Annotated in this window: 20 protein-coding genes; 9 read left to right on the top strand and 11 right to left on the bottom strand. The window is 69.7% G+C overall.

Features of this window, described 5'->3' with window-relative positions:
- Window positions 1-26 precede the first annotated feature (26 nt).
- The gene (locus AB0E98_RS31680; protein ID WP_361709413.1) at window positions 27-329 is read right to left on the bottom strand and encodes a hypothetical protein; all 303 of its coding nucleotides are present in this window, start codon (window positions 327-329) and stop codon (window positions 27-29) included.
- 126 nt (window positions 330-455) lie between these two features.
- Here AB0E98_RS31680 and AB0E98_RS31675 point away from each other — a divergent pair, with 126 nt between their 5' ends.
- Together AB0E98_RS31675 and AB0E98_RS31670 are read left to right on the top strand one after the other, a co-directional pair.
- Window positions 456-1,253 carry a hypothetical protein gene (locus AB0E98_RS31675; protein ID WP_361709410.1) on the top strand — a complete coding sequence of 266 codons (798 nt, stop codon included), beginning with the start codon at window positions 456-458 and terminating at the stop codon, window positions 1,251-1,253.
- A 15-nt stretch (window positions 1,254-1,268) separates the two neighbouring features.
- Window positions 1,269-1,694 carry a hypothetical protein gene (locus AB0E98_RS31670; RefSeq protein WP_361709408.1) on the top strand — a complete coding sequence of 142 codons (426 nt, stop codon included), beginning with the start codon at window positions 1,269-1,271 and terminating at the stop codon, window positions 1,692-1,694.
- Window positions 1,695-2,089: 395 nt separating this feature from the next.
- Here AB0E98_RS31670 and AB0E98_RS31665 read toward each other — a convergent pair whose 3' ends face one another.
- Window positions 2,090-3,790 (bottom strand): hypothetical protein, encoded by a 1,701-nt coding sequence (locus AB0E98_RS31665; RefSeq protein WP_361709406.1) that lies wholly within the window; start codon window positions 3,788-3,790, stop codon window positions 2,090-2,092.
- A 460-nt stretch (window positions 3,791-4,250) separates the two neighbouring features.
- Here AB0E98_RS31665 and AB0E98_RS31660 point away from each other — a divergent pair, with 460 nt between their 5' ends.
- From AB0E98_RS31660 to AB0E98_RS31640, 5 genes are all read left to right on the top strand, one after another.
- Window positions 4,251-4,832, top strand: a complete 582-nt coding sequence (locus tag AB0E98_RS31660; protein ID WP_361709404.1) for a hypothetical protein — start codon at window positions 4,251-4,253, stop codon at window positions 4,830-4,832.
- A gap of 80 nt (window positions 4,833-4,912) precedes the next feature.
- Window positions 4,913-5,281, top strand: a complete 369-nt coding sequence (locus AB0E98_RS31655) for a hypothetical protein (RefSeq protein WP_361709402.1) — start codon at window positions 4,913-4,915, stop codon at window positions 5,279-5,281.
- Between the two features lie 8 nt (window positions 5,282-5,289).
- Window positions 5,290-5,949 (top strand): DUF6233 domain-containing protein, encoded by a 660-nt coding sequence (locus tag AB0E98_RS31650; RefSeq protein ID WP_361709399.1) that lies wholly within the window; start codon window positions 5,290-5,292, stop codon window positions 5,947-5,949.
- Window positions 5,950-6,071: 122 nt separating this feature from the next.
- Window positions 6,072-6,371 (top strand): hypothetical protein, encoded by a 300-nt coding sequence (locus AB0E98_RS31645; protein WP_361709396.1) that lies wholly within the window; start codon window positions 6,072-6,074, stop codon window positions 6,369-6,371.
- Window positions 6,368-6,694, top strand: a complete 327-nt coding sequence (locus AB0E98_RS31640) for a hypothetical protein (protein WP_361709393.1) — start codon at window positions 6,368-6,370, stop codon at window positions 6,692-6,694. The genes AB0E98_RS31645 and AB0E98_RS31640 overlap by 4 nt, the downstream gene beginning before the upstream one ends.
- Before the next feature lie 102 nt (window positions 6,695-6,796).
- On the opposite strand, the gene AB0E98_RS31635 is transcribed toward AB0E98_RS31640, so the two are convergent.
- Window positions 6,797-7,708, bottom strand: coding sequence for a hypothetical protein (locus AB0E98_RS31635; protein ID WP_361709392.1), 912 nt, complete (start codon window positions 7,706-7,708; stop codon window positions 6,797-6,799).
- Between the two features lie 55 nt (window positions 7,709-7,763).
- Window positions 7,764-8,525, bottom strand: coding sequence for a GntR family transcriptional regulator (locus tag AB0E98_RS31630; RefSeq protein ID WP_361709390.1), 762 nt, complete (start codon window positions 8,523-8,525; stop codon window positions 7,764-7,766).
- A gap of 115 nt (window positions 8,526-8,640) precedes the next feature.
- On the opposite strand from AB0E98_RS31630, the gene AB0E98_RS31625 reads away from it, so the two are divergent.
- Window positions 8,641-8,895 carry a hypothetical protein gene (locus AB0E98_RS31625; RefSeq protein WP_361709388.1) on the top strand — a complete coding sequence of 85 codons (255 nt, stop codon included), beginning with the start codon at window positions 8,641-8,643 and terminating at the stop codon, window positions 8,893-8,895.
- Entirely contained in the window at window positions 8,892-9,815 is a 924-nt protein-coding gene (gene dapF / locus AB0E98_RS31620; protein WP_361709386.1) for a diaminopimelate epimerase, read from the top strand. The genes AB0E98_RS31625 and dapF overlap by 4 nt, the downstream gene beginning before the upstream one ends.
- A gap of 79 nt (window positions 9,816-9,894) precedes the next feature.
- Here the strand turns inward: dapF and AB0E98_RS31615 are convergent, their stop codons facing one another.
- From AB0E98_RS31615 to AB0E98_RS31585, 7 genes are all read right to left on the bottom strand, one after another.
- Window positions 9,895-10,938: a fatty acid desaturase gene (locus AB0E98_RS31615; protein WP_361709383.1), complete on the bottom strand. Its 1,044-nt coding sequence runs from the start codon at window positions 10,936-10,938 to the stop codon at window positions 9,895-9,897.
- 235 nt (window positions 10,939-11,173) lie between these two features.
- Window positions 11,174-11,383, bottom strand: a complete 210-nt coding sequence (locus AB0E98_RS31610; RefSeq protein WP_361709380.1) for a hypothetical protein — start codon at window positions 11,381-11,383, stop codon at window positions 11,174-11,176.
- A gap of 125 nt (window positions 11,384-11,508) precedes the next feature.
- Entirely contained in the window at window positions 11,509-11,949 is a 441-nt protein-coding gene (locus tag AB0E98_RS31605; RefSeq protein WP_361709378.1) for a hypothetical protein, read from the bottom strand.
- A gap of 49 nt (window positions 11,950-11,998) precedes the next feature.
- On the bottom strand, window positions 11,999-13,900 hold the full coding sequence (locus AB0E98_RS31600) for a helix-turn-helix domain-containing protein (protein ID WP_361709375.1): 1,902 nt from the start codon (window positions 13,898-13,900) through the stop codon (window positions 11,999-12,001).
- A gap of 254 nt (window positions 13,901-14,154) precedes the next feature.
- Window positions 14,155-15,414, bottom strand: coding sequence for a hypothetical protein (locus AB0E98_RS31595; protein WP_361709373.1), 1,260 nt, complete (start codon window positions 15,412-15,414; stop codon window positions 14,155-14,157).
- A gap of 219 nt (window positions 15,415-15,633) precedes the next feature.
- The gene (locus AB0E98_RS31590; RefSeq protein WP_361709370.1) at window positions 15,634-17,589 is read right to left on the bottom strand and encodes an FtsK/SpoIIIE domain-containing protein; all 1,956 of its coding nucleotides are present in this window, start codon (window positions 17,587-17,589) and stop codon (window positions 15,634-15,636) included.
- Between the two features lie 200 nt (window positions 17,590-17,789).
- Complete coding sequence (locus AB0E98_RS31585; protein WP_361709368.1) at window positions 17,790-18,173, bottom strand: hypothetical protein; 384 nt, start codon at window positions 18,171-18,173, stop codon at window positions 17,790-17,792.
- Window positions 18,174-18,431: the final 258 nt, after the last annotated feature.

The raw sequence follows: 18,431 nt of genomic DNA, 5'->3' as shown, positions 1-18,431 counted from the left end.
GAGCAATGAGGTAGCCGGGTGCGGCGTCACCGCCAGTTGTCCTTCGTACCCCACCACGCGTACAGGGCCGCGCTGTCCTCCAAGTAGCCGCGATGGTCGATGCCCGGCTCGACCATGACCTTTACGGGGCGGTTCGCATCCTTGCGGCTGTACTCCAGCAGCTTCACCAGGGCAACTGCCTGGTGGATCGTCAGGCCGTCGTCGAGGACGAAGAGCCGCGGTTCTTCTCGCCGTGCGCCGATGTCGCGCAGCAGCCCCACCACGGTCTCGAAACCCTCGAAGAACCCCAAGCGCAGCCGGATGACCGGCTTTCCGTCGGTGTGCGTCATGGGGCGGGAGCCTATGACCGCGCCCCATGACTGTGCCTTGGGTTCCGGCCATATGGGCGGGTGAATCCGGCCGACCACTGTAAAGCCACTTGCCATGTAAAACGGTTTTACAACACTCTCAGAGGTGTGAGCACGACACGAGCCGAAGCGATGACCGCACTGCGCGACTGGGCCCGCCAGTCAACCTCCGGGCGCCGGGCCGAACTGGTCGGCGCGGCCTGGAGGGCGGGCGAGACCAACGTCTCCCGGCTCGCCGAGGCCGCTGGTACCAGCCGGCCCACCGTCTACGCGGACCTGCGCGACCAGGACATCGACCCCGACGAACGCCCCAAGGAGAAGGACATGACCACGCCCATCACCATCGAGGGACTCAACGGCACGAACGACCTGGACGACGGCCGCCCCATCTACAACATCATGCTGTCCCTCCAGGAGGGGAAGCCCACCGCCACCTACGAGGAGGCGAAGCGGCTGATGTCCCTGAGCGCCGCCCTCTCGACGTACAACGGCCTGCGCACCCGTCTCGCCGAGGAGGACGAGGCCCGCGCCGAGCGCGACCGCGCCCTGCACCTGGTCAAGGTCCGCTGGGACGCGCTGGCCGACCCGACCAACAAGGGCAGCTGGCTGCACAGCCACCAGGCGTACGTCCGGGCCGTCGACGCCGCCCACCGCGCCATCGACACCTGGAAGACCGCCGCCGACGCACTAATTCAGGGGGGCGCCTTCCGCCGCGGCGTGGGCGAGGACCGGATGGTCGACGCCTACGAGCAGCACATCCTCGCCGCCGGCTACCCCGCGCTGCCCCTGCCCGACACCGACGCCGAGACCGAAGCCGCCACCCTGCACGACGAGCTGACGGCCGAGCACACCCACCGCCAGATCCTCGCCGCCGAGACCCTCGGCCTCGCCACCGCCCAGAACTGACGAAGGGAACACACCGTGCTCGAGCGATTCGCCATCGATGACGGACGGCATCTGCCGACGATCGTTATCGACGAGGACGCATCCACCACGGCCGGTACGGCCCGATTCCGGGCCACCTGTTGCTGTGACCGGATGCCTCGGCACCCTGCGGGCACCCGCGAGCAGGCCCTCGCCGCGCACATCGCCCACGTCAAGACCAAGATTGGCCCGTCCAAGGGGCCCAACTGGCTTCCCCTCGGCGCGCGCATCATCATCCTGGCCGTGGCCATGCTGATCACCTGGGGTGCCTGCTACGCCGCCGGGCAAATCGTCACTCACGACCAGGACCTCACCGGCACCACCGCCAAGACCGTCCTCGGCGGCTCCCACCTCGTCGGCCTCGCCCTGGCCTTCGGCCTCATGGTCGCGGGCCGGCGCTACATCGCCCCGACTCGGATGTGAAGTCGAAGAGCAACAGTGAGGGGTGCCACAGCCGTTGGAGTCGGCTGTGGCACCCCTCACTGACTGTACGGCGTGGCACTAACCGCCGTAGACAGCACATCTAGGTCAGCACACGCGGGGCGTCCGCGCCATTGGAGCTGGCTGCGGACGGCCAGCTCGTTATCCGGAGAGCTGCATGCGGCGCGTGCTGCCTCGACAGCGCGCTCCAGGTGTTCGGCTTCCACCCGTAGCCCCTGCTCCAGGGCCAGAATCTCCTCGGTGCTCCACATGTATTGCCCAACGAACCCCGCGCTCTGAAAGCCACGGCCCGTGGGCCGAAGCACAGGGCTTCCAGCAGCCGCCCGCGCGTTTCGTCACGTGCTGACGAGTGCCGCCCTGATCATGTTGGATCGGGATCAGTCATGCATGCCCTCCAGCTCCGCTTCCCGGAGCTCCGCGCATGCCCGGCAGTACAGCCGGTCGGGTTCCGCTTCCCAGACGGCCTCCACGTCGGGGCTCGACTGCCCACAACGGCAACAGCCGGGTGCCGCAGCCACCGGGCGCAGCTGGTAACGGCCGTCGGGCAGTGCGATGAAGCCCGGGGCACCCATGAGCTGGTCGCCAGCCCCAGGGGCGACGGGGCAGGTGACGGCGAAGGCCGTGCGGTCGGCCGTAGCGAGGACCAGCCGGCCGAACGGGTCGTAGGCGGCCTGGGCCTGATGACGTTCGTCTTCCCAGAGCGCGCTGGTGAGCAGGCGAGCGGTCTGGGTGTCCTCTTCCTTGGGGCCGTACCAGGCGCACGTCGCCAAGTACCGGGCCGCGTCGCTGTTGTCGGTCGTGGTCAGGCGCAGCGGCCAGCCGTCGCGTTGGCTGGCGTGGGCGATGGCGATGGGCCGGAGCAGGGCCGTGCTGGAGGCGGAGGCGGCTGTGAGCGCGTCGTGGCGCTCAAGGGCTCGTTCGTCTTCGAGGTTGGCGGTGTCGGTGTCGTCGGTGAGCTGGGCGAGGGCTCGGTGGAGACGTAGCCAGTGCCCGAAGTCCTCGCCTCCGGCGGACCGTGCGTAGTTGAGCAGCTCGTCGCGTTCACCCGGCGCGAGGCGGTGCACGCGGCGGTCGACGACGGTGTGCTCCTCGGCCGCGTGGTCGTGCTCGTACCGGGTGTCGATCTCGGCTGCCCGGGCGGCCAGGGCGGTGGCGGCGTCGGTGATCGTGGCCGCGGCGCGCTCCCGTCCGGCCTTGGTCTCCGCGTCGGCCCATGCGCGCAGGGTGGCAGTGCGGTGGACGGTCTTGGCCAGGTCGTAAGGGTCCCAGTCGACAACGACCGGGCGCTGCCCGGCGGCATAGAGGGTGATGGCCTCGGGAGTGTGCGTGCCCTGGGGGTAGAGCTCAAGGTTCTCCCCGGTGAGGTGGGCGAGCTGGGCGAGGCGAGCGGGAACGGCACTGGCGGCGGTGAACAGCTCGGGCGTGTCAGGTGTGCGCCAGCGCCGAAGCAGCCCCCCGTGGCGCTCGGTCAGGGCGAAGGACAGGTACATGAGCACTTGAGGGTCGCCGTCGGGCAGGTTGTGGTGGTGCACGCCCAGGCCGAACCAGAAAGCGGTGCGGGCGACGTCCTCCGTGAGCAGGCCGGCCTCGACGACCTCGTGGGCCATGATCTGTCCGAGCGGGGCGACGGTTGGGGGGACGGTCCCGCTGTCGGTGCCGGCGAGCAGGCACACGGTCCGCGTGCCGTTCCCTGCCGGCCCGCGCCAGATCCGTACGTGGATGGGGTGAGGACCGGGAGAGTGCGACAGGCGCATGGGCAGGTTGAGGACTTCGTCGGCAATCCGCGGCAGGGGGGTGGGCAAGGGCGGCAGGTTGAGCCACATCGGTACGGGCAGCCGGCGGTCGGCGCCGGGGTGGTCGGCCAGGGCTTGACCACGTTGGAGGGCGTAGAGCCGGACTTCCTCGGGAAGCCACAAGGCGGCGGAGTTGACCCCGGCGCGGAAGCGCGGGAGCGGAGGTTCGCCGCGCTTGAGGCGGCGACCCACTTCCGTGGGGGAGAGGCCCAGCGCGGCAGCGACTTGATTGGCGTTCCACAACTCCGTCGTCTGACGCTCAGCCCCCACCATGGTGTCGTTCATCCCGCCGCCTCCCCCAAGTAGTTATATGTGCGCCACCCTAGCGCCGCTATGTTATGTGCGTAACCAATTTGGTGCGGCATGACAGCCAGTGGATTGCGGCATAGCGGCAGAGACTCACCTGAGTTGAGGAGTGAAGACACTCCTGCCCGAGTACGAGCCGATGCCTGGTGGGGCCCTGCGGCTCCCCGCTCCAACCTCGCAAGACGCGCTCAAGGGACTCTCCCCCGCCCTCGGGGCTTGCCAGCCGGAGGCCGGAGGCGGGTACCTACCCAGGACATGCTCGTGCTCTCCGCCCCAACGCCCGACTACCAGCCCTCCGGGCGGGGCCCGGTGCCGCATGGCTGGGCGTATGGCTGACGGCGCGTGCGTTTTGCCGTTCATGGTCCGGGACCCGGGTGAGTCGGGCATCCTCGGAGCCGTCTGAACTGCAAGCACGTGCTATGAGCAGAGGGAGAGGTCAATGGGGTGGGAGACGGAGGAGTTCGGTTCTTCTCATGTCGGCACTGCCGGGGCGGTACTGGCTGACGGGACGGAGCCGAAACCGGTCTACATCGACATGGGCACGAGTGGATACATGCCGAAAACGACGGACTGGCCGGTCTATGACGGCAGGTTCGGCCGCCCGAAGGCGACCCATCTGCGTGCCTCATGTTCCTGCGGCTGGCGCGGAGGGCCCCTCTATCCGATCGACTGGTCGCGGGTTGCCGAGGATCAGTACAACATCGACATCCCCGGCGTCACGGATGACTGGGGCCAGCACATCGAGGACGTCAAGGCACGCACGGTGCCGTTGCCCGGCGGTGTCCAGAAACTCCTGGAGCAGCTCGACGAGCAGTTGACCGACCTCGCCGAGGAGACCCCCCTGGCCGCGCTCAAGGCCGCCGCTGGCCTCGAGCGCATCGCCGCCCAGGCCGGTCGAACGGCCGCCCACTACATCCGCACTGACGAAACCCCCATCGATGAGGTCGCCTATGCCCTCGGGACGACCGAGCAGAAGGCGAACACTCTCCTGTTCCGCTACCGCCACCCCTCCGACGACTGACCCATACCGACAACCTCGCACTGCCCCGCCCGCCCCGTGAAATAGAACACCTGTGCGGATGAGGTTAGAATTTCGCCACTATGGTCGAGACCTATGACTTCCCTGCTCCGCTTCGCCAGGCACAGGCCGAGCTGCACCAGGTGACCGCCGACCTCGCCGCGCTCGGGCGCACACTGCCCTGGTCAGTCGTCCCGCTGCCTGGCTGGACCAGGCCCGACGGGCACTGGTACCCCAGCAGCCGGCCCGACAGCCCCGGCTGGACCGAGGAGCAGCAGCAGGAGATGGCTGCCCTGCGGGCCCGTGCGCTGGAGCTGTCGATCATCGTCGGCACGCATCCCTTCTGGGGCACCGTGGAGCAGGGGAAGGTCGTCAAGGCGCGGATGGCTCTTAAGCGCATCGACGCGCAGGCCAGCGACGAAGAGGCCGCGGCCGGCGGCGCGGCGGCGTAGGCCCGGCCGTGGACGGGCAGTTCCAGGGCGAGATGCCGAAGCGGACGCCGACACCACAGATCCGGGTCCGGCTCCACGACGGGCAGGAGGTCCTCGGCCACCTCCTGCGCCGCTGGCAGGCCGTCGACGGCACGTGGTTCTACGAGGTGACCCTGACCTTCTGGGCGCACGCCATCATCCGCGGCAAGGACACGGCCGAACCCGCCGACATCGTCTTCTCCGTGCCCGCCAGCCACGTCGCCCCCGTCCCCGAGGAGGCGCAGGCGTACAAGCGCGTACCCGTACGACGGCACCCCGCCGCCATCGCCCGCGCCCGCACCGGCCGCCGCCGCCCCACCACTCCCCCAGCACCGCTCCCGGCGCGCGAGACCACGGCCAGTGAGGGGTCAGGGACAGGCTGGCCGCAGGTGCGCGGGGACGGCTCCGACCGCTGGAAGATCACATACCCGCGCCATCCATACAACGCGACCGGGCCGAGGCCGAGCGTCCTCCACCACGCCTCATGCTTCACCGCCCAGGGAACCGCGGACCTCACCACCGACCAGGCGCTCGAGGCACTGAGCCGGCCGGGCGCCCAGGCGTGCGAGATGTGCGGTGCCGACCAGCTCGCGCCGCCGCCGGACGCCTCGGCGAGACCCGGTGAACGTCGAGGACCGGCCAGACCGTAATTCCCGGCCCGCCTGCGCCGGGCGAAACGGCGATCTGGCAGGCCGTCTCTCGGCTTAAGGAGTCCCTGCGAGCCCGAGAGCTCTAGTAGGGCAGACTCGGAGGTGACGGAAGGGGCACACCGATGAGCGCACAACCCGTGCACTACGGCGACAGCGGGGCGCCGTCAATCCCGCGGACCCAGAACGGCGTGGCAGAGGCGCTGCCACCGGCGGACCGGATGGAGTTCTACCGGGAGATTGGGCAGGCGGACGAGCGCGAGCTGCTGGGCGTGCTGCGCCGGTGGTGGATGCGGGCCGTGCTGTACGCCGACCCGTTGCCGGAGTCGGTCCGTACCACTGTCGAGGCCGGGACGGCCCCCGGGCGCCCGGCGGCCGCGGTCCTGCGTGAGGCCCAGGCGGCGCGCGAGGCTGATAGCCGGTGAGCGATGAGCACCACGAGTGGGAAGACGACGGCGAGGCCGAGGATGACCGTATCCAGCTCTCCCCTGCCGTCTTCCCGCTGCTTGCCCCCGAGGTCTCGGCCTCGGTGTTCTCCGCCGTGATGAACCTGATGGTCGAGCTGCGCGAACACCCAGTCCCTGCTCTCGCGCACCCGGTACCCGGGCGGCCGGGCTGGTTCTCGATACCGCTCGCCCGGGACATCGGCCTCGCCGAATACCACGTGCGCGAAGGCGAGCCGGGCGACGACGGCCCCCGCATCTACATCGCCCGCATCGTGATCTCGGACGACTGGCCCGACTTCTGACGCGAGCCCGCGACGGAAGCCGTACGGCCTGCCCTCGTACTGCGTGGTGGAGAACAGCAAAGGGGCCCGGCGACTCTCGCCGGGCCCCTTCCTCGTACCGCTCTACATGCCTTCGACGGCCTGCTTGACGCGGTCGGTGTCCCAGGTGCCGGATTCGACCATGGGGCGGGTGAGGACCTCGTAGGTCTGCAGGGCCATGGGGGCGGAGTCGGCGCCGTGTCCCCAGGCCGACTCGAACCTCGCCGTCCAGCGGGCGGAGTCCTTGAAGTACACGCTCGATCGCCCGCGCGTGTAGTCGGCGTCGCCCTGCTCTTCTTCGACCAGGACGGCCGCGGCCGCGAAGACTATGAAGTCGACGGCCTGCTCGGGGCGCAGGTGCTCGCGGACAGCGAGGCCGCAGGTGACGCCGAGCTGCCGGTGGGAGCCGATCAGAGCGAGGAGGTCGCGGGCGTAGGCCTCGCGGGCGAGGTCGTCGCGGTAGGCGATGAACAGGCGCTGGATCTCGCCGCCGGCCTCGATCATCTGCCGGTTCGCGGCGAGGTACTCGCGGCGGCGGGTGAGCAGGCCAGGGTCGGTGGTCAGGTCGGCCGCGAGGATCCGCTGCGGCGCGGACTGGGACTCGATCAGGGTTTTGACCAGGGTCACGGACAGGCGGGGGACTTCGCTGGCATAGACGCGCATGTGGCCGTCGGCGATCTCGGAGTACTCGGAGATCAGCTCGGACTCCACGTGCGCGCGGACCAGGTCGTAGTAGCGCGGGTCATCCATGGCTTTGAGGTTATTGGCCCGTCGCAGCGGGATGAAGCGGCTGCGACGCCATAAAAGGTTGGCGAGGAGCACCAGCACGATCACCGTCTCGGCGATGATCAGCAAGTTCTTGATGTCCGGCTGGGAGGTGGCCCAGGCGGCGACCGGGGTGATGATGCCGACGACGGCGATCAGGTTGGTCAGCGCGGACGAGGCCAGGGCGTCGACGGCCCGGGCCCCGGACGAGCGGTTCGGTGGTGCGGACACGAGTCGTTCCCCCTCCTCGGCCCAGGGGTGGGCCACGAATACGAAATTGCCCGTCTCAGGTGCCGGCCGGTGCGGGCGGCTGGATCTCGTAGGTGACATCCCACCGCTCGTGCGGCACCACGACGTCCGCCGTCTCCACCGCCCGGCCGCCGCTGTCGTAGTGGGTGCGCATGATCAGCAGGGCCTGCGCGCCGGACGGCATCCCGAGCAGCTGCGCCTGGTCGTCGGTGAGGTGGACCGGACGGGGCACCTCGGTGATCCGGGCGACGATGATGCTGATGGCGGCCATGCGCTCGGTGACGCTGTGGCCAGCCAGGGGGCCGCCGTTGGGCAGGACGACCGGGGTGCGGCCGGTGACGGCCATGGGCTCCCAGCTGGTGGTCAGCATGACCGGCTGCCGCCCGGCGAGGAACTCATACGCGGTGCGCACGCACTCCTCGCCCGGCGCGATGCCCAGCCGCTGGGCGATGTCCGCGGGCGCGGGGACCTTCGCGGTGCAGTCGGACTCCCAGGTGCCGGTGAAGCCGGCCGGTGCCAGGCCAGCGCCGGACGCCTGACTGCGCGGCATGGGGCGGCGGACGTAGGTCGGGCGCACGAAGGTGCCCGCCCCCGGCCGGCCCTCGAGCAGGCCCTCGGTGATGAGGACCTCCTGGGCGCGGCGGACCACATTCTCGCCCGCGTCGAGCTCGGCGCCCAGCTCCTTACGGGACGGCAGGCGGTAGCCCTCGGGCCAGGTGCCATCCGCGATACGGGCGCGGAAGACGGCGGCGACCCGCTCGTAGGGGTGGGGCGCGGTGCGTGATGTTCCGCCGCTCATGCCTCTCCTCGCCCACAAGTCGTGATCAGTACCGATTGACGAATCTAGTCACTAGATAGAAAACTAGTGACTAGTAACACGCTTCGTGAAACTCTGTTGGGCTGATCGGGGAGCAGTGACCTACGACCCGCGGACCGCCGTCATCCACTCGGCAAGCGCACAGCTCACCGCGCTGACCGGCGCCGAGATCCGCGTCACCGACGAGGGCGGCTCCGTGCGCGTCGAGGCCCCCGTCACCGACGCCCTCCTCCGGCACTGGACGGCGGCGGTCTCCGTGTTCTACCTCGGTTCCGAGTTCGGCCTCAGTGATACCGAAGCCGGTCAATTCGTCTGGATCCGCTTCGACCTGGGAAAGGGCACCCGCCCGTGAACTTCCAGCTCCTCCCCGCCGCCCAGCCCTTCCTCAAAGGCCACGGCGCCCAGAACGACTTCATACTCCTGCCCGACCCCGACCACCGCCTGGCGCTCACCGCCGAGGAGATCCGGCGCCTGTGCGACCGGCGCACCGGCCTCGGCGCCGACGGCCTCCTGCGCGCCGTACGGACCGCCGCCGACCCCGAGGCCGCCGCCATGGCCGGCGAGGCCGAGTGGTTCATGGACTACCGCAACCCCGACGGCAGCCGCGCGGCCATGTGCGGCAACGGCATCCGCGTCTTCGCCCGCTACCTCATCGACGGCGAACTCGTCCCACCCGGCACCATCCCCATCGCCACCCGGGCTGGCGTCCGCCACGTCCGCGTCCCCGAACGCAGGCCCGACTCCCAGGGACCGGTCACCGTCCTGATGGGAACCCCCCGCCTGCCCGGCCCCGGCCACATCAAAGTCGCCGTCGGCCGCCGCCGCTGGCCCGCCCTCCACATCGACATGGGCAACCCCCACGCCGTCGTCCTCCTCGACGACCTCGACCACGCCGGCGACCTCCGCACCCCACCCACCGTCACCCCCGCCAGCGCCTACCCCCACGGCGTCACCGTCAGCTTCGTACGCCTGCGCAGCGCCCGGCACCTCCAGGTACGCGTCCACGAGCGCGGCGTCGGCGAAACCCGGGCATGCGGAACAGGCGCCTGCGCCTCCGTTGCTGCCGTCCGTCACGCTGACAACCGCCAGGAAGCCGGGCCCGGCCGCTACACCGTGGACCTCGCCGGAGGCCGCCTGCACGTCACCGTGACCTCCGGCGGCGCCATGGAGCTCACCGGGCCCGCCGAGATCGTGGCCCAGGGCGGCCTCACCCTCACCCCGGCCGACCCGCCACGCCCCTGGGCCCGCTGGTCCGCCCCCTGCCCCACCTGACCCAACGCCACAACCACCCGCACGAACGCCGGAAGGCCCGACCCCCCAGGGGTCGGGCCTTCCGGCGTTGCGTCTCCGGCTACGCGGCGCGGGTCACCCGTCTCCGCGGCGCCGCCCCGGCGGCGGACGGCGGGGTGAGGGCGGCCCAGTGCTGGCGGACCACCGAGCCCGGCCCCCACAGCAAGGCCGCGGGCATGAAATGAGGCGGCGCCAGGTGCCGCTCGAGCGCGGACAGGTAGTTCCAGCGCACCGAGGAGTGGGCGGAGTGCGCGTAGTGGTAGAGGTCGCCGTACGGCAGCCACACCACCACAGCAAGCGCGGCCAGCAGCCGCTGATACGGGTAGAGCCGCATGCAGCGCCCCGCCTCCACCCACGCCGGCGAACCGGTACGCGGCTCAGGGTCGAACCACGTGTGCTCCACGATCAGGCTGCCCCAGGCGAGCAGAGGGTAGAGCAGCAGCCGCGGAACGAGGACCCCGCACACGAGGGCCGCCGGGCCGCCGACGAGGAAAGCGGCGGCGAGGACGGCGGCGACGACGGCCGCGCGGCCGGGGGAGCGGCGCAGGTTCGCGGCGATGCCGGTGACGGTCGCCCGGATGCCGCGCGGGGTCAGCGGGAACAGCAGCGCGAGGACGAAGCGCAGGCGGCTGGCGCCAGGGACGAGCCCGGCGTCGCGGAGCTCCGCGAGGTTGGGGTCGGCGGCCAGGGTGGCGTTGGGGTGGTGATCGCGCACATGCCGCCGACGCCGGACCGCCACGGGCACGAGGCCGAGGGGAAGATGGACCAGGGCCTCGGCGAGCACGCGGTTGACGCGCGCGGAACGGGCAAGGACGCCATGGACGGCGAAATGGCTGACCTCTTGGAGGTGCCGGAACTGCACCGCCACCCCGACAACGGCCACCACGGCCGCCACCGGCCCGTGGCCAGCCAGGAGCCACCACCCAGCGATCTGCACCCACTGCCCGACCAGCAGGAGCGCGGGCGTCCAGTCGTTGGCGCGAGCGCGCTGAAGGGCGATCAGCTCACGGGCGCTCGCGACGCGCGGGCGGCTCCGCGCGAAGTGGTACCGGTCGATCTGGCGCAGCACGATACCGGCGGCGATGACGACTAAGCAGGTCAGCATGGTGGTCCCTGAAGAGGACGAGGGCGGGCAGATCCCCGCCGACCGCCACGCACAGTACAGCTAGTCACTAGCTTGTGAGGGTAGAGGGTGAGGAATAGCACACGGCCCCCGGCGAGGGATCGCCAGGGGCCGCGTGCCTCGCCAGGGGTCTGTGACGGTCCGTCCTCGTCGGAGCCCTGCTCTCTCTCGCCGCTGCTCCTGGGGCCCATGGGCCTGTTCGACGAGGTGAGGGAGATCAGCGGCGGATGTTCACCGTGACACGGATACCTCCGGCTGTACTGACTGCTCCGCCAACGCCCGCCGCGGCGGTGGCGACCTCGGGGTGGCCGGTCAGGGCCAGGACTACCACCGCGACGATGGTGCCCAGCGCTGTCGCGGCGGTCGCCCAGGCGCTCGCCTTGGCGTGAGGGCGCTGGGGTAAAGGGGTGGGCTCACTGGGGGTCACGGCAGCTCCTCGGGTGTGCGAAGGGGGATGCGGCATCACCGTAGGGGCGGCTCCATCCTGTTGGTGAGCTCCTGGTGTGCGCTTCGTGTATGCCTGATGTGCTCGCGAGCGCGGCCGACCGGGTGTCAGAGGTCGTTGTTCCAGCCGCCGGCTTCGAGCCCGGGGACGTGCGCGGGGTGGCCGGGGGGCGGCCACATCGACGCCATCGGGCCGATCAGGCCGGGCGGGTAGACGTACATGGGGTCGTCGGCCTGGTGCAGGGCTTCGAGTGAGCGCCGCATGCGGGAGCGGTAGACGGCGTCGGGCTCGGCGGCGTCGACCTCCGCGCGGATCGCCCACTCGGGCAAGCCCACCTGCTCGGCGTGGGCGACAGCGGCCTGCCGCTCTTCGCCACGGCGGCGGGCGCGTTCGGCCTGCGCCCACGGGTGGTCCGACAGCAGCCACTCGGCCTCGAGCGGCTCGTGGAGGCTCAGGTGCGACAGGTCGGGCGCCGGACCGGGGTCGTGGGCCGGCTCCCAGTCGCTGAACGGGTCGTCGGAGTCAGACAGGAAAGGGCCGTTCTGCATACGTGTTCCATTTCGGTGGGCGGCTGGCCGGATCGGAGGCGGATGGTCGTCAGCTGCTCGGGGGCAACTGGGCGCGCAGGGTGCCGACGGTGAGGCGCAGCGGCTCTTTCTGCGGGATCGCCTCGGTGACCAGGTGCTCGATGAACTCGCGCCAGGCCTGGGGGCGGTCTTCCAGGGTCTCGGGGTGGTCGGAGTCGGGGTGGTCGAGGAGGGCGAAGGACAGGGCTCGGGCCAGGTTGTCGGGCCCGGTACCGCCGTATCCCCAGGTGAAGTCGGAGTAGCGGGGGTAGCGGGGATCGGCCGGGAGCAGGTCGAGGCGACCGTCGGGGAGGCGGACGAAGACGGTCATGTTCCCGGGGGTCGCCAGCAGCTCCGCCTCGTCCGGGTAGGGCGCCTGCGGCAGACGGCGGGGCTTTTCGACGATCAGCGCGCCGGTTTCGGGGTTGTGGAACAGCATGCGGCCGAAGGGGTCGTAGCCGATACGGGCGCCGGCCCGGTCCTTCTCCCACAGGTGGTCGCGCAGTTGCGCGGCCCGGTGCTCGTCCCCCGGAGCCGGCCCCCACCACGAGGCTTTCGCCAGATATCCCTCCTCGGGCTCCCCCGGGGTGTCGAGCAGGGTCGGGGCGGGGCCGGGATCGTCGACGAGGTCCGGGTCGAAGGCCAGGCGGGCTTGACTGATGTCCGACTCGGCCAACTCCAGCGCGTCTAGGAGCTGCGCGTCGGTGGGGACAGCCCCGGTGATGTAGGCGTTGGCCAGGCCATCGCAGAGTGCGCGGATCTTGGTGAGGGTCCGCTGCAGGTCTCCCAGCGACAGGCCGGAATCCGGATCCGCGGAGGCGTCGTCCAGCGCGAGGGACAGTGCGTCGGCGTTGTGGGCCAGCGCGTGTTCCTCTTCGGACGTCGGGGTGTACCAGCGGCGTGTCACCAGGGCGTTGCCCGGATCGTCCGGGGTCGCGGAGGCCTGGGACTGGTAGTGGCGGAGCATTCCGGTGGCCTGGCCAGCCATCATCCGCGTGGCGATGCCGAGTGCCTCGGCGGCGCGCAGCGCGTCCTCACGCTTGTTTCCTGCCAGCACGGGAAGTGCCGGAGTGCGGGACGCCTCGGTGCTTGGGCCGCTGCCGTCCAGGAGGGCCTCGCGGTACCGGTGCAGTGTGGTCAGTCGCTGCAGTTGTGCGGCCAGCCCCAGGGGATCCAGTTCAATGGCGGTGGGCCGACGGCCTGCGGCGAGGGCGCGGACGACCTTGGCGGTGTAGGTGTCGGGCGGGAAGTCGAGGTCCGGATCGCTGCCGATGACGCGGGAGAGGTCTTCTCGGTCGATGGGCTGCCATACCGGGTTGGCGAACTCGCCCCGCCATGCCTCTTGGGCGCCACGGCGCAGGAGGGTGTCCATGAGGCCGGACGCGGTCCCGGACTTGCGGGGGAGCTCGAAGGAGACGTAGTGGATCTGCATCGTCGGCCGGGGGAATCCGCGGGGCCAGAATCCGAAGAACAGCGCCCGGCGGGCTTCGGCGCCGAGGTAGGTGGCCGCGATGGCCGTGGCGATCGACTCGGCGTAGTTGACGATGATGCCGTGGGATTCGCGGATCGCACCGTAGAGGACGACGGTGCGCGGGGCTCCTGCGGCGGTGCCGCGCCAGATGCGGACGTGCACCTGGGGGGTCTCGCCGAACCACACGCCCGGCACGTCCATGACGTCGTCCACGACCAGGGCCAGCGGGGGCTGCGGGACGGGGAACGTGGCCCAGTGCGGGACGGGCAGGCGCGCCGAGGCGGTGCTCAGCCCGGCGGTGGCCAGCTCGATGTCGGACGCCTTCCACACACGCTGACGTCCGACGCGGCCCACCGGCCCGACCAACCGGCCCTCGGCAACCAGCTGGTCCACCCTCTGCCGAGTGACCCCCAGCTTCTTGGCGATCTGGGCACTGCTGAGGAACTCATCCAGGTCAGACACGCACAACCCCCTTTACTCAAGCGATGAAGCACCCACTGAGGGAGCGTCAGAGCAAGAGCATGACACCGCCCCTTGCTTTAAAGCAAGGGGCAGCGAATCTTGGTTGGCTCATGGCAAGAATGAGCGGGCGTGATGATGCCTGGGCAGAGGAACAGCCTCCGCCTCAACGCCTGTAGTGAGCAGGAGTGGCGGCGGTGCTGGTCGACTGGATCGATTCACTCGGTCCCTTCGCGGTGATGCCCGCAGGGGTTACTTCAGGGCTGCTTACTGCCGTCGGCCGTCGGCAGATGGAAGGGCAGGAGAGCTAGCTTGATCTCCCGGGCGGTGTCGCCATTCGCGTGGAAAACGAAGTTGTAGCGGTCCTCGGTGTCGCCGCCGGCGTCGCGCTTGTAGTTCGGGTGCTTGCGCAGTTCAGCAACTGCCTTCGCGATGATCTCCGTGGGGGCTCCACTGCGGATGAACAGCAGGAACGCCGCCTTGGTGTCGCGCCAGGTCAAGTAGCCCAGCAGCTGGTCCAGGGTGTCCGGGATGGTCTTCGGCCCCTTCCAGATCTTGCATTCGCCGATGAACGCGTGCTTGTCCTCGACCCTGATGAGGATGTCCGTCTTGCCGGTGTTGTTGAACACCTCGCCGGCGGCCTGTCCCTCGAACTGCGCGTTGAGGCCGACGAGGAGGATGTTGCGGATGGCCTCCTCCCCCAACGTTCGGTAGGTGGAGGGCGAGCGCTCCAGCGCGTTGCGCTGATTGATCAGGACCTCGATCGCCGCGTTGTAGTCGGCGTCCGAGATGGCGGGCTCGGGCCTGAATGCGCCCGTGCTGGGCGGCGACGGGCGGGTCGTGATCTTCCGCCGCTTGATCGGGGCAGCGACGGCCGCCCCCTCGTCGCGCCGCCGGAGCTGAAAGCCGATGGCAGCACGCAAGTCACGGTCGCCGAGCACCTTGCGGTGGCGTGCGGAGACCCGGCTTCTTGCGTTCGCCGCGACCTCTCGGTTGTGCTGGTCAACCTGATGACGAGACCAATCGAGCCACTGCTGGATACCCGCGATGGCCTGGTCGGCCATGGACTTGATCCGGTCCGGGTCGCCGTCGCTGCCCTCCCAGGTGAGATGAAGCTCCTGGCCGACGACCTGCGCCCGAGGCGGGACGCTCGTGAATCTGTTGGGCCTCCACTTGAAGATCTCGGCGTCGCCCGTGAAGGGGACTGCGATGGTGATCAGCGTCCGCCGAACCGTGAAGGTGTCCCTGAACAGCCCGTTGGAGATGTCGCGGTCGACCTGTCCGTCGTCATCAAGAACCGAGATCGCGGCTTGGTCAATGATGGGGCAGTCGCGCGAGTACTTGCTCGTCAAGTGCTGGACCACGTCCTCCTCGGGAGTGGCGAGGAGATCGTCGGCAGGCCAGTCCGCGACCTCCCGCGCGAGACCATTCGCCAGGTCGTCCAGGATTCGGGCCAGTGACTCGCGGGCGAACAGCACGTCCGGGAGGCCAACCGGGGAGAGGAGAAAGGGGTTCACCTGTCTCAGTGTGCCGGGTGGGTCCGACAGGCCCGATCAGAAAGCGCTGCCCCTCGCATGGGGTAGCGCCGTAATCCGCTATACGTCCAGTGAACGCCCCGGGCGCGCGGGTGTCACCACCCCGTCTGCAGTCTCCCGGTTCCCGGCCGCAACGCGGCCGGGAACCGGGAGTATCCGCTGGTCGCCGATGGCCACTAGGCGCAAGTCCGGCGAGCTCGTTCAGACGGTGAGCGGTACCCGGCGCTCGACGCTGGCGTCCACGCTCAGCTGGCGAACGCCGACGGTGCCGTCGTCGGTGGTGTATTCGACCTCTACCCACTCCTCGCCGGTGTCCTCGTCCTCCCCGAAGTGCAGGTCGCTGATCTCCACCAGGCCGCCGTCTTCGAGGCTGATGACGTCGCCGGGCTCGAGCTCGTACACACCGACGTCCTCGAGGTCCCCCTCGTCCGGGTCGCTGTCGGGCGCACCGCCCGGTGCGGCGGTCTCCGTGGGCTCCGCCGACCCCAGGGCGAATGCCGGTGCTGCAGGGGCGGGCGATCCGGTCGGCGGCGTGTGACCCAGGGTGCCGAGGAAGGCGAGATCTTCCCCCCCGTTGGCGTAGGCCTCGGCCTGGGTGGTGAGGCGGTGAGTGAGCGCTTCCCAGGTGCGGGCGTCGTCCTCGGTGTAGTCGTCGACATCGCTCGGGGTGAGCAGACGGAGCACCTGGACGTAGCCGGCACCGTGGTCGGTGGTGGCGACGGCGCGGCCCTGGATGCTGGGGAGGTCGGTGCCGATGCGGCTGTTGCCCCACATCATGCGGGCCGCCTCGGGGGTCGCCCGGTCGAGGCTGATGCGGTGACGGAAGGAATCCCGGGCCAGTCCGGTGAGGAATTCCGCATCCGGCCGCTGAATTCCCACGACGAGATGGATCTCAGCAGTACGGGCAAGAACAACCTTTCGCTTCCAGTGAGACAGGCAGGGGTGCTCGCGCCCCTTGAGGTTTTTATCCTTCGCTCGCATCGCGGCCCAGAGCTCTTGAACCGCTTCCTTGAAAATATAGAATTCGTCGAGAATGAAGAGAACTTTTCCGAATTCACCCTTTCTTGCCTGCCGACGCTTGATGAGATCGTATCGGCGCATCATTTCGTGATGTGTCAGGGTGATCGCCTTGGCGATTTCTTCGGTGTCGGTGATGACGCGGACGCCGTCCCAGTCCTCGAAATCGATGTACTCCGTCATCTTCGGGTCGCAGAGCACGACGGGAATGCCGAGCAGGCGGGCACCGACGACCAAATTGCGGATGAAGACGGTCTTACCGGAGCCCGTCGGGCCGACGGTCAGGCAATGCGGATTCTTGCTCCCCAGCTTCCAGGTGAGGATCTGGCCGGTCTCGCTGACTGAGTACGGGATCTCATAGCGCTGCAGCTTGTGCATGAGCGGGTAGGGGACATTGGTGGGAAATGGCGGTCGCAGCTGGAAGGTGACCGTGTCGTTTTCCAGGTCCCAGGTGTCACGCCATCTGCCGGGCAGCTTGCTGTCGAGCTGCATGATGACGCGCTGGCGGAAATGTTCCGAAAGGTCGCGGCTGGTTGTCGCGTAGGCGACATCGACCCGGGTGGGGCTGTCGCCGTCGAAGGCGATGTCGGCGACACGGGCGGAGGCACCCATGATCGCCTGCACGACATCTGTCGTCCGGGTACGCAGCCGGGCCTGCTCGGCGCTGTCGCCTGTCGCCTCGGTTGTCGCTGTCGTGTCGCTGTCGACGATGTCGCCAGGGCCGGCTGTCGGGTCGATGCGACAGATGATCTGTCGTCGTGTCGGCCGCCATGTCGCCTCGACCGTGGCGCCAAGTCGTGTCGCGATGATGTCGCGGACTTCGCTGCGGGCCTTGTCGTCGCGCTCGTCGAAGGTGGCGGGGTAGGTGATCGTCAAGCGGGTGGGGACGCCTCCCCGACGGCGGCGCGCCTTGATCATCTGCTGGGGGTCGTCGGGGCGCAGGACCGGGGCGAGGGCGGCAGCGAGGTCGCGCACGGGCCGGGCTCGGTGGTGCTGCCAGGCGGCGAGGAGGGCGGCCAGGAGGGTCACAGTGGCGACCGCGGCCAGGAGGGGGATCCGTAGCTGGGTTTGGTGGGTCAGGGAGGTTCCGGCGTAGGCGACAAGGCCGGCTCCGAGGCCGTACATGATCACGGAGGCCACGGGTGAACGGTCGGCCGTGTGGGGGCCGGTGGTACTGGGTGGTGCCATTGTTTCCCCTCCTGTGGTGACGTGCTGTGGTGGCTCGCCCCTTCTCTCAGGGCTTGACAGTGGTGGTACGCTGAGGCCTGAATCGCAGCTTCGCGAGAATCCGAGGACTCAGCGACCATCCACCGCCCGCCCTTCGAGGCGGGATTTTTTCGTTACGCCCCGCTGTCGGCTTCCTGCCTGGCCTTGCGCCGGTTGATGGCGCGGATGGCAGCGCCCCGCTGTGCTCCCGCAGGCCCCGGCCCGGGTGGCAGCCGTCCTTCGACCTCGGGGAAGGGAAGACCGCCGTTGTAGGTGTCCTCCAGTCGGGCGACCTCTTCGGCGACGACGGCGCGGACGAGGCCGGAGACGGTCTGGTGGCCGTCGGGGTTCTGGAGGGTGTGCCACTGCGCGGAGCGGAGCCGGCGCATCAGGCTGGGGGGGAAGGTGAAGCTGTAGTTGCGCACGCCCTCCGGAGGAATCGGTTCCGCTGTGGGCTCGTGGCCGGTGTCGTCGAGCTCCGCAGGGGGGTGGGGGGTTGTCGCAGTGGTGCCTGTCATGTCGCGTCCCGGGGTGTCGCTGTCGCCTGTCGTGTCGGCGACAGCGCTTGTCGTGTCGCCTGTCGCGACAAGGCGGGCTGTCGCCGGTGTCGCTGTCGCCTGTCGCCGTGTCGCGGTGTCGCCGACCTCGTGTCGCCTGTCGCTGTCGCTTGTCGCCGACACTGTCGCTGTCGCCTGTCGCCGTGTCGCGGTGTCGCCGACCTCGTGTCGCCTGTCGCTGTCGCTTGTCGCCGACACTGTCGCTGTCGCCTGTCGCCG

Origin of the sequence: Streptomyces sp. NPDC037389 (genome assembly GCF_040636475.1) — a bacterium.
In the GTDB taxonomy this organism is placed as follows: domain Bacteria; phylum Actinomycetota; class Actinomycetes; order Streptomycetales; family Streptomycetaceae; genus Streptomyces; species Streptomyces hesseae.
Note: the sequence above shows the minus strand (reverse complement) of the source record. Positions and strands in the feature narration are given on the sequence as shown.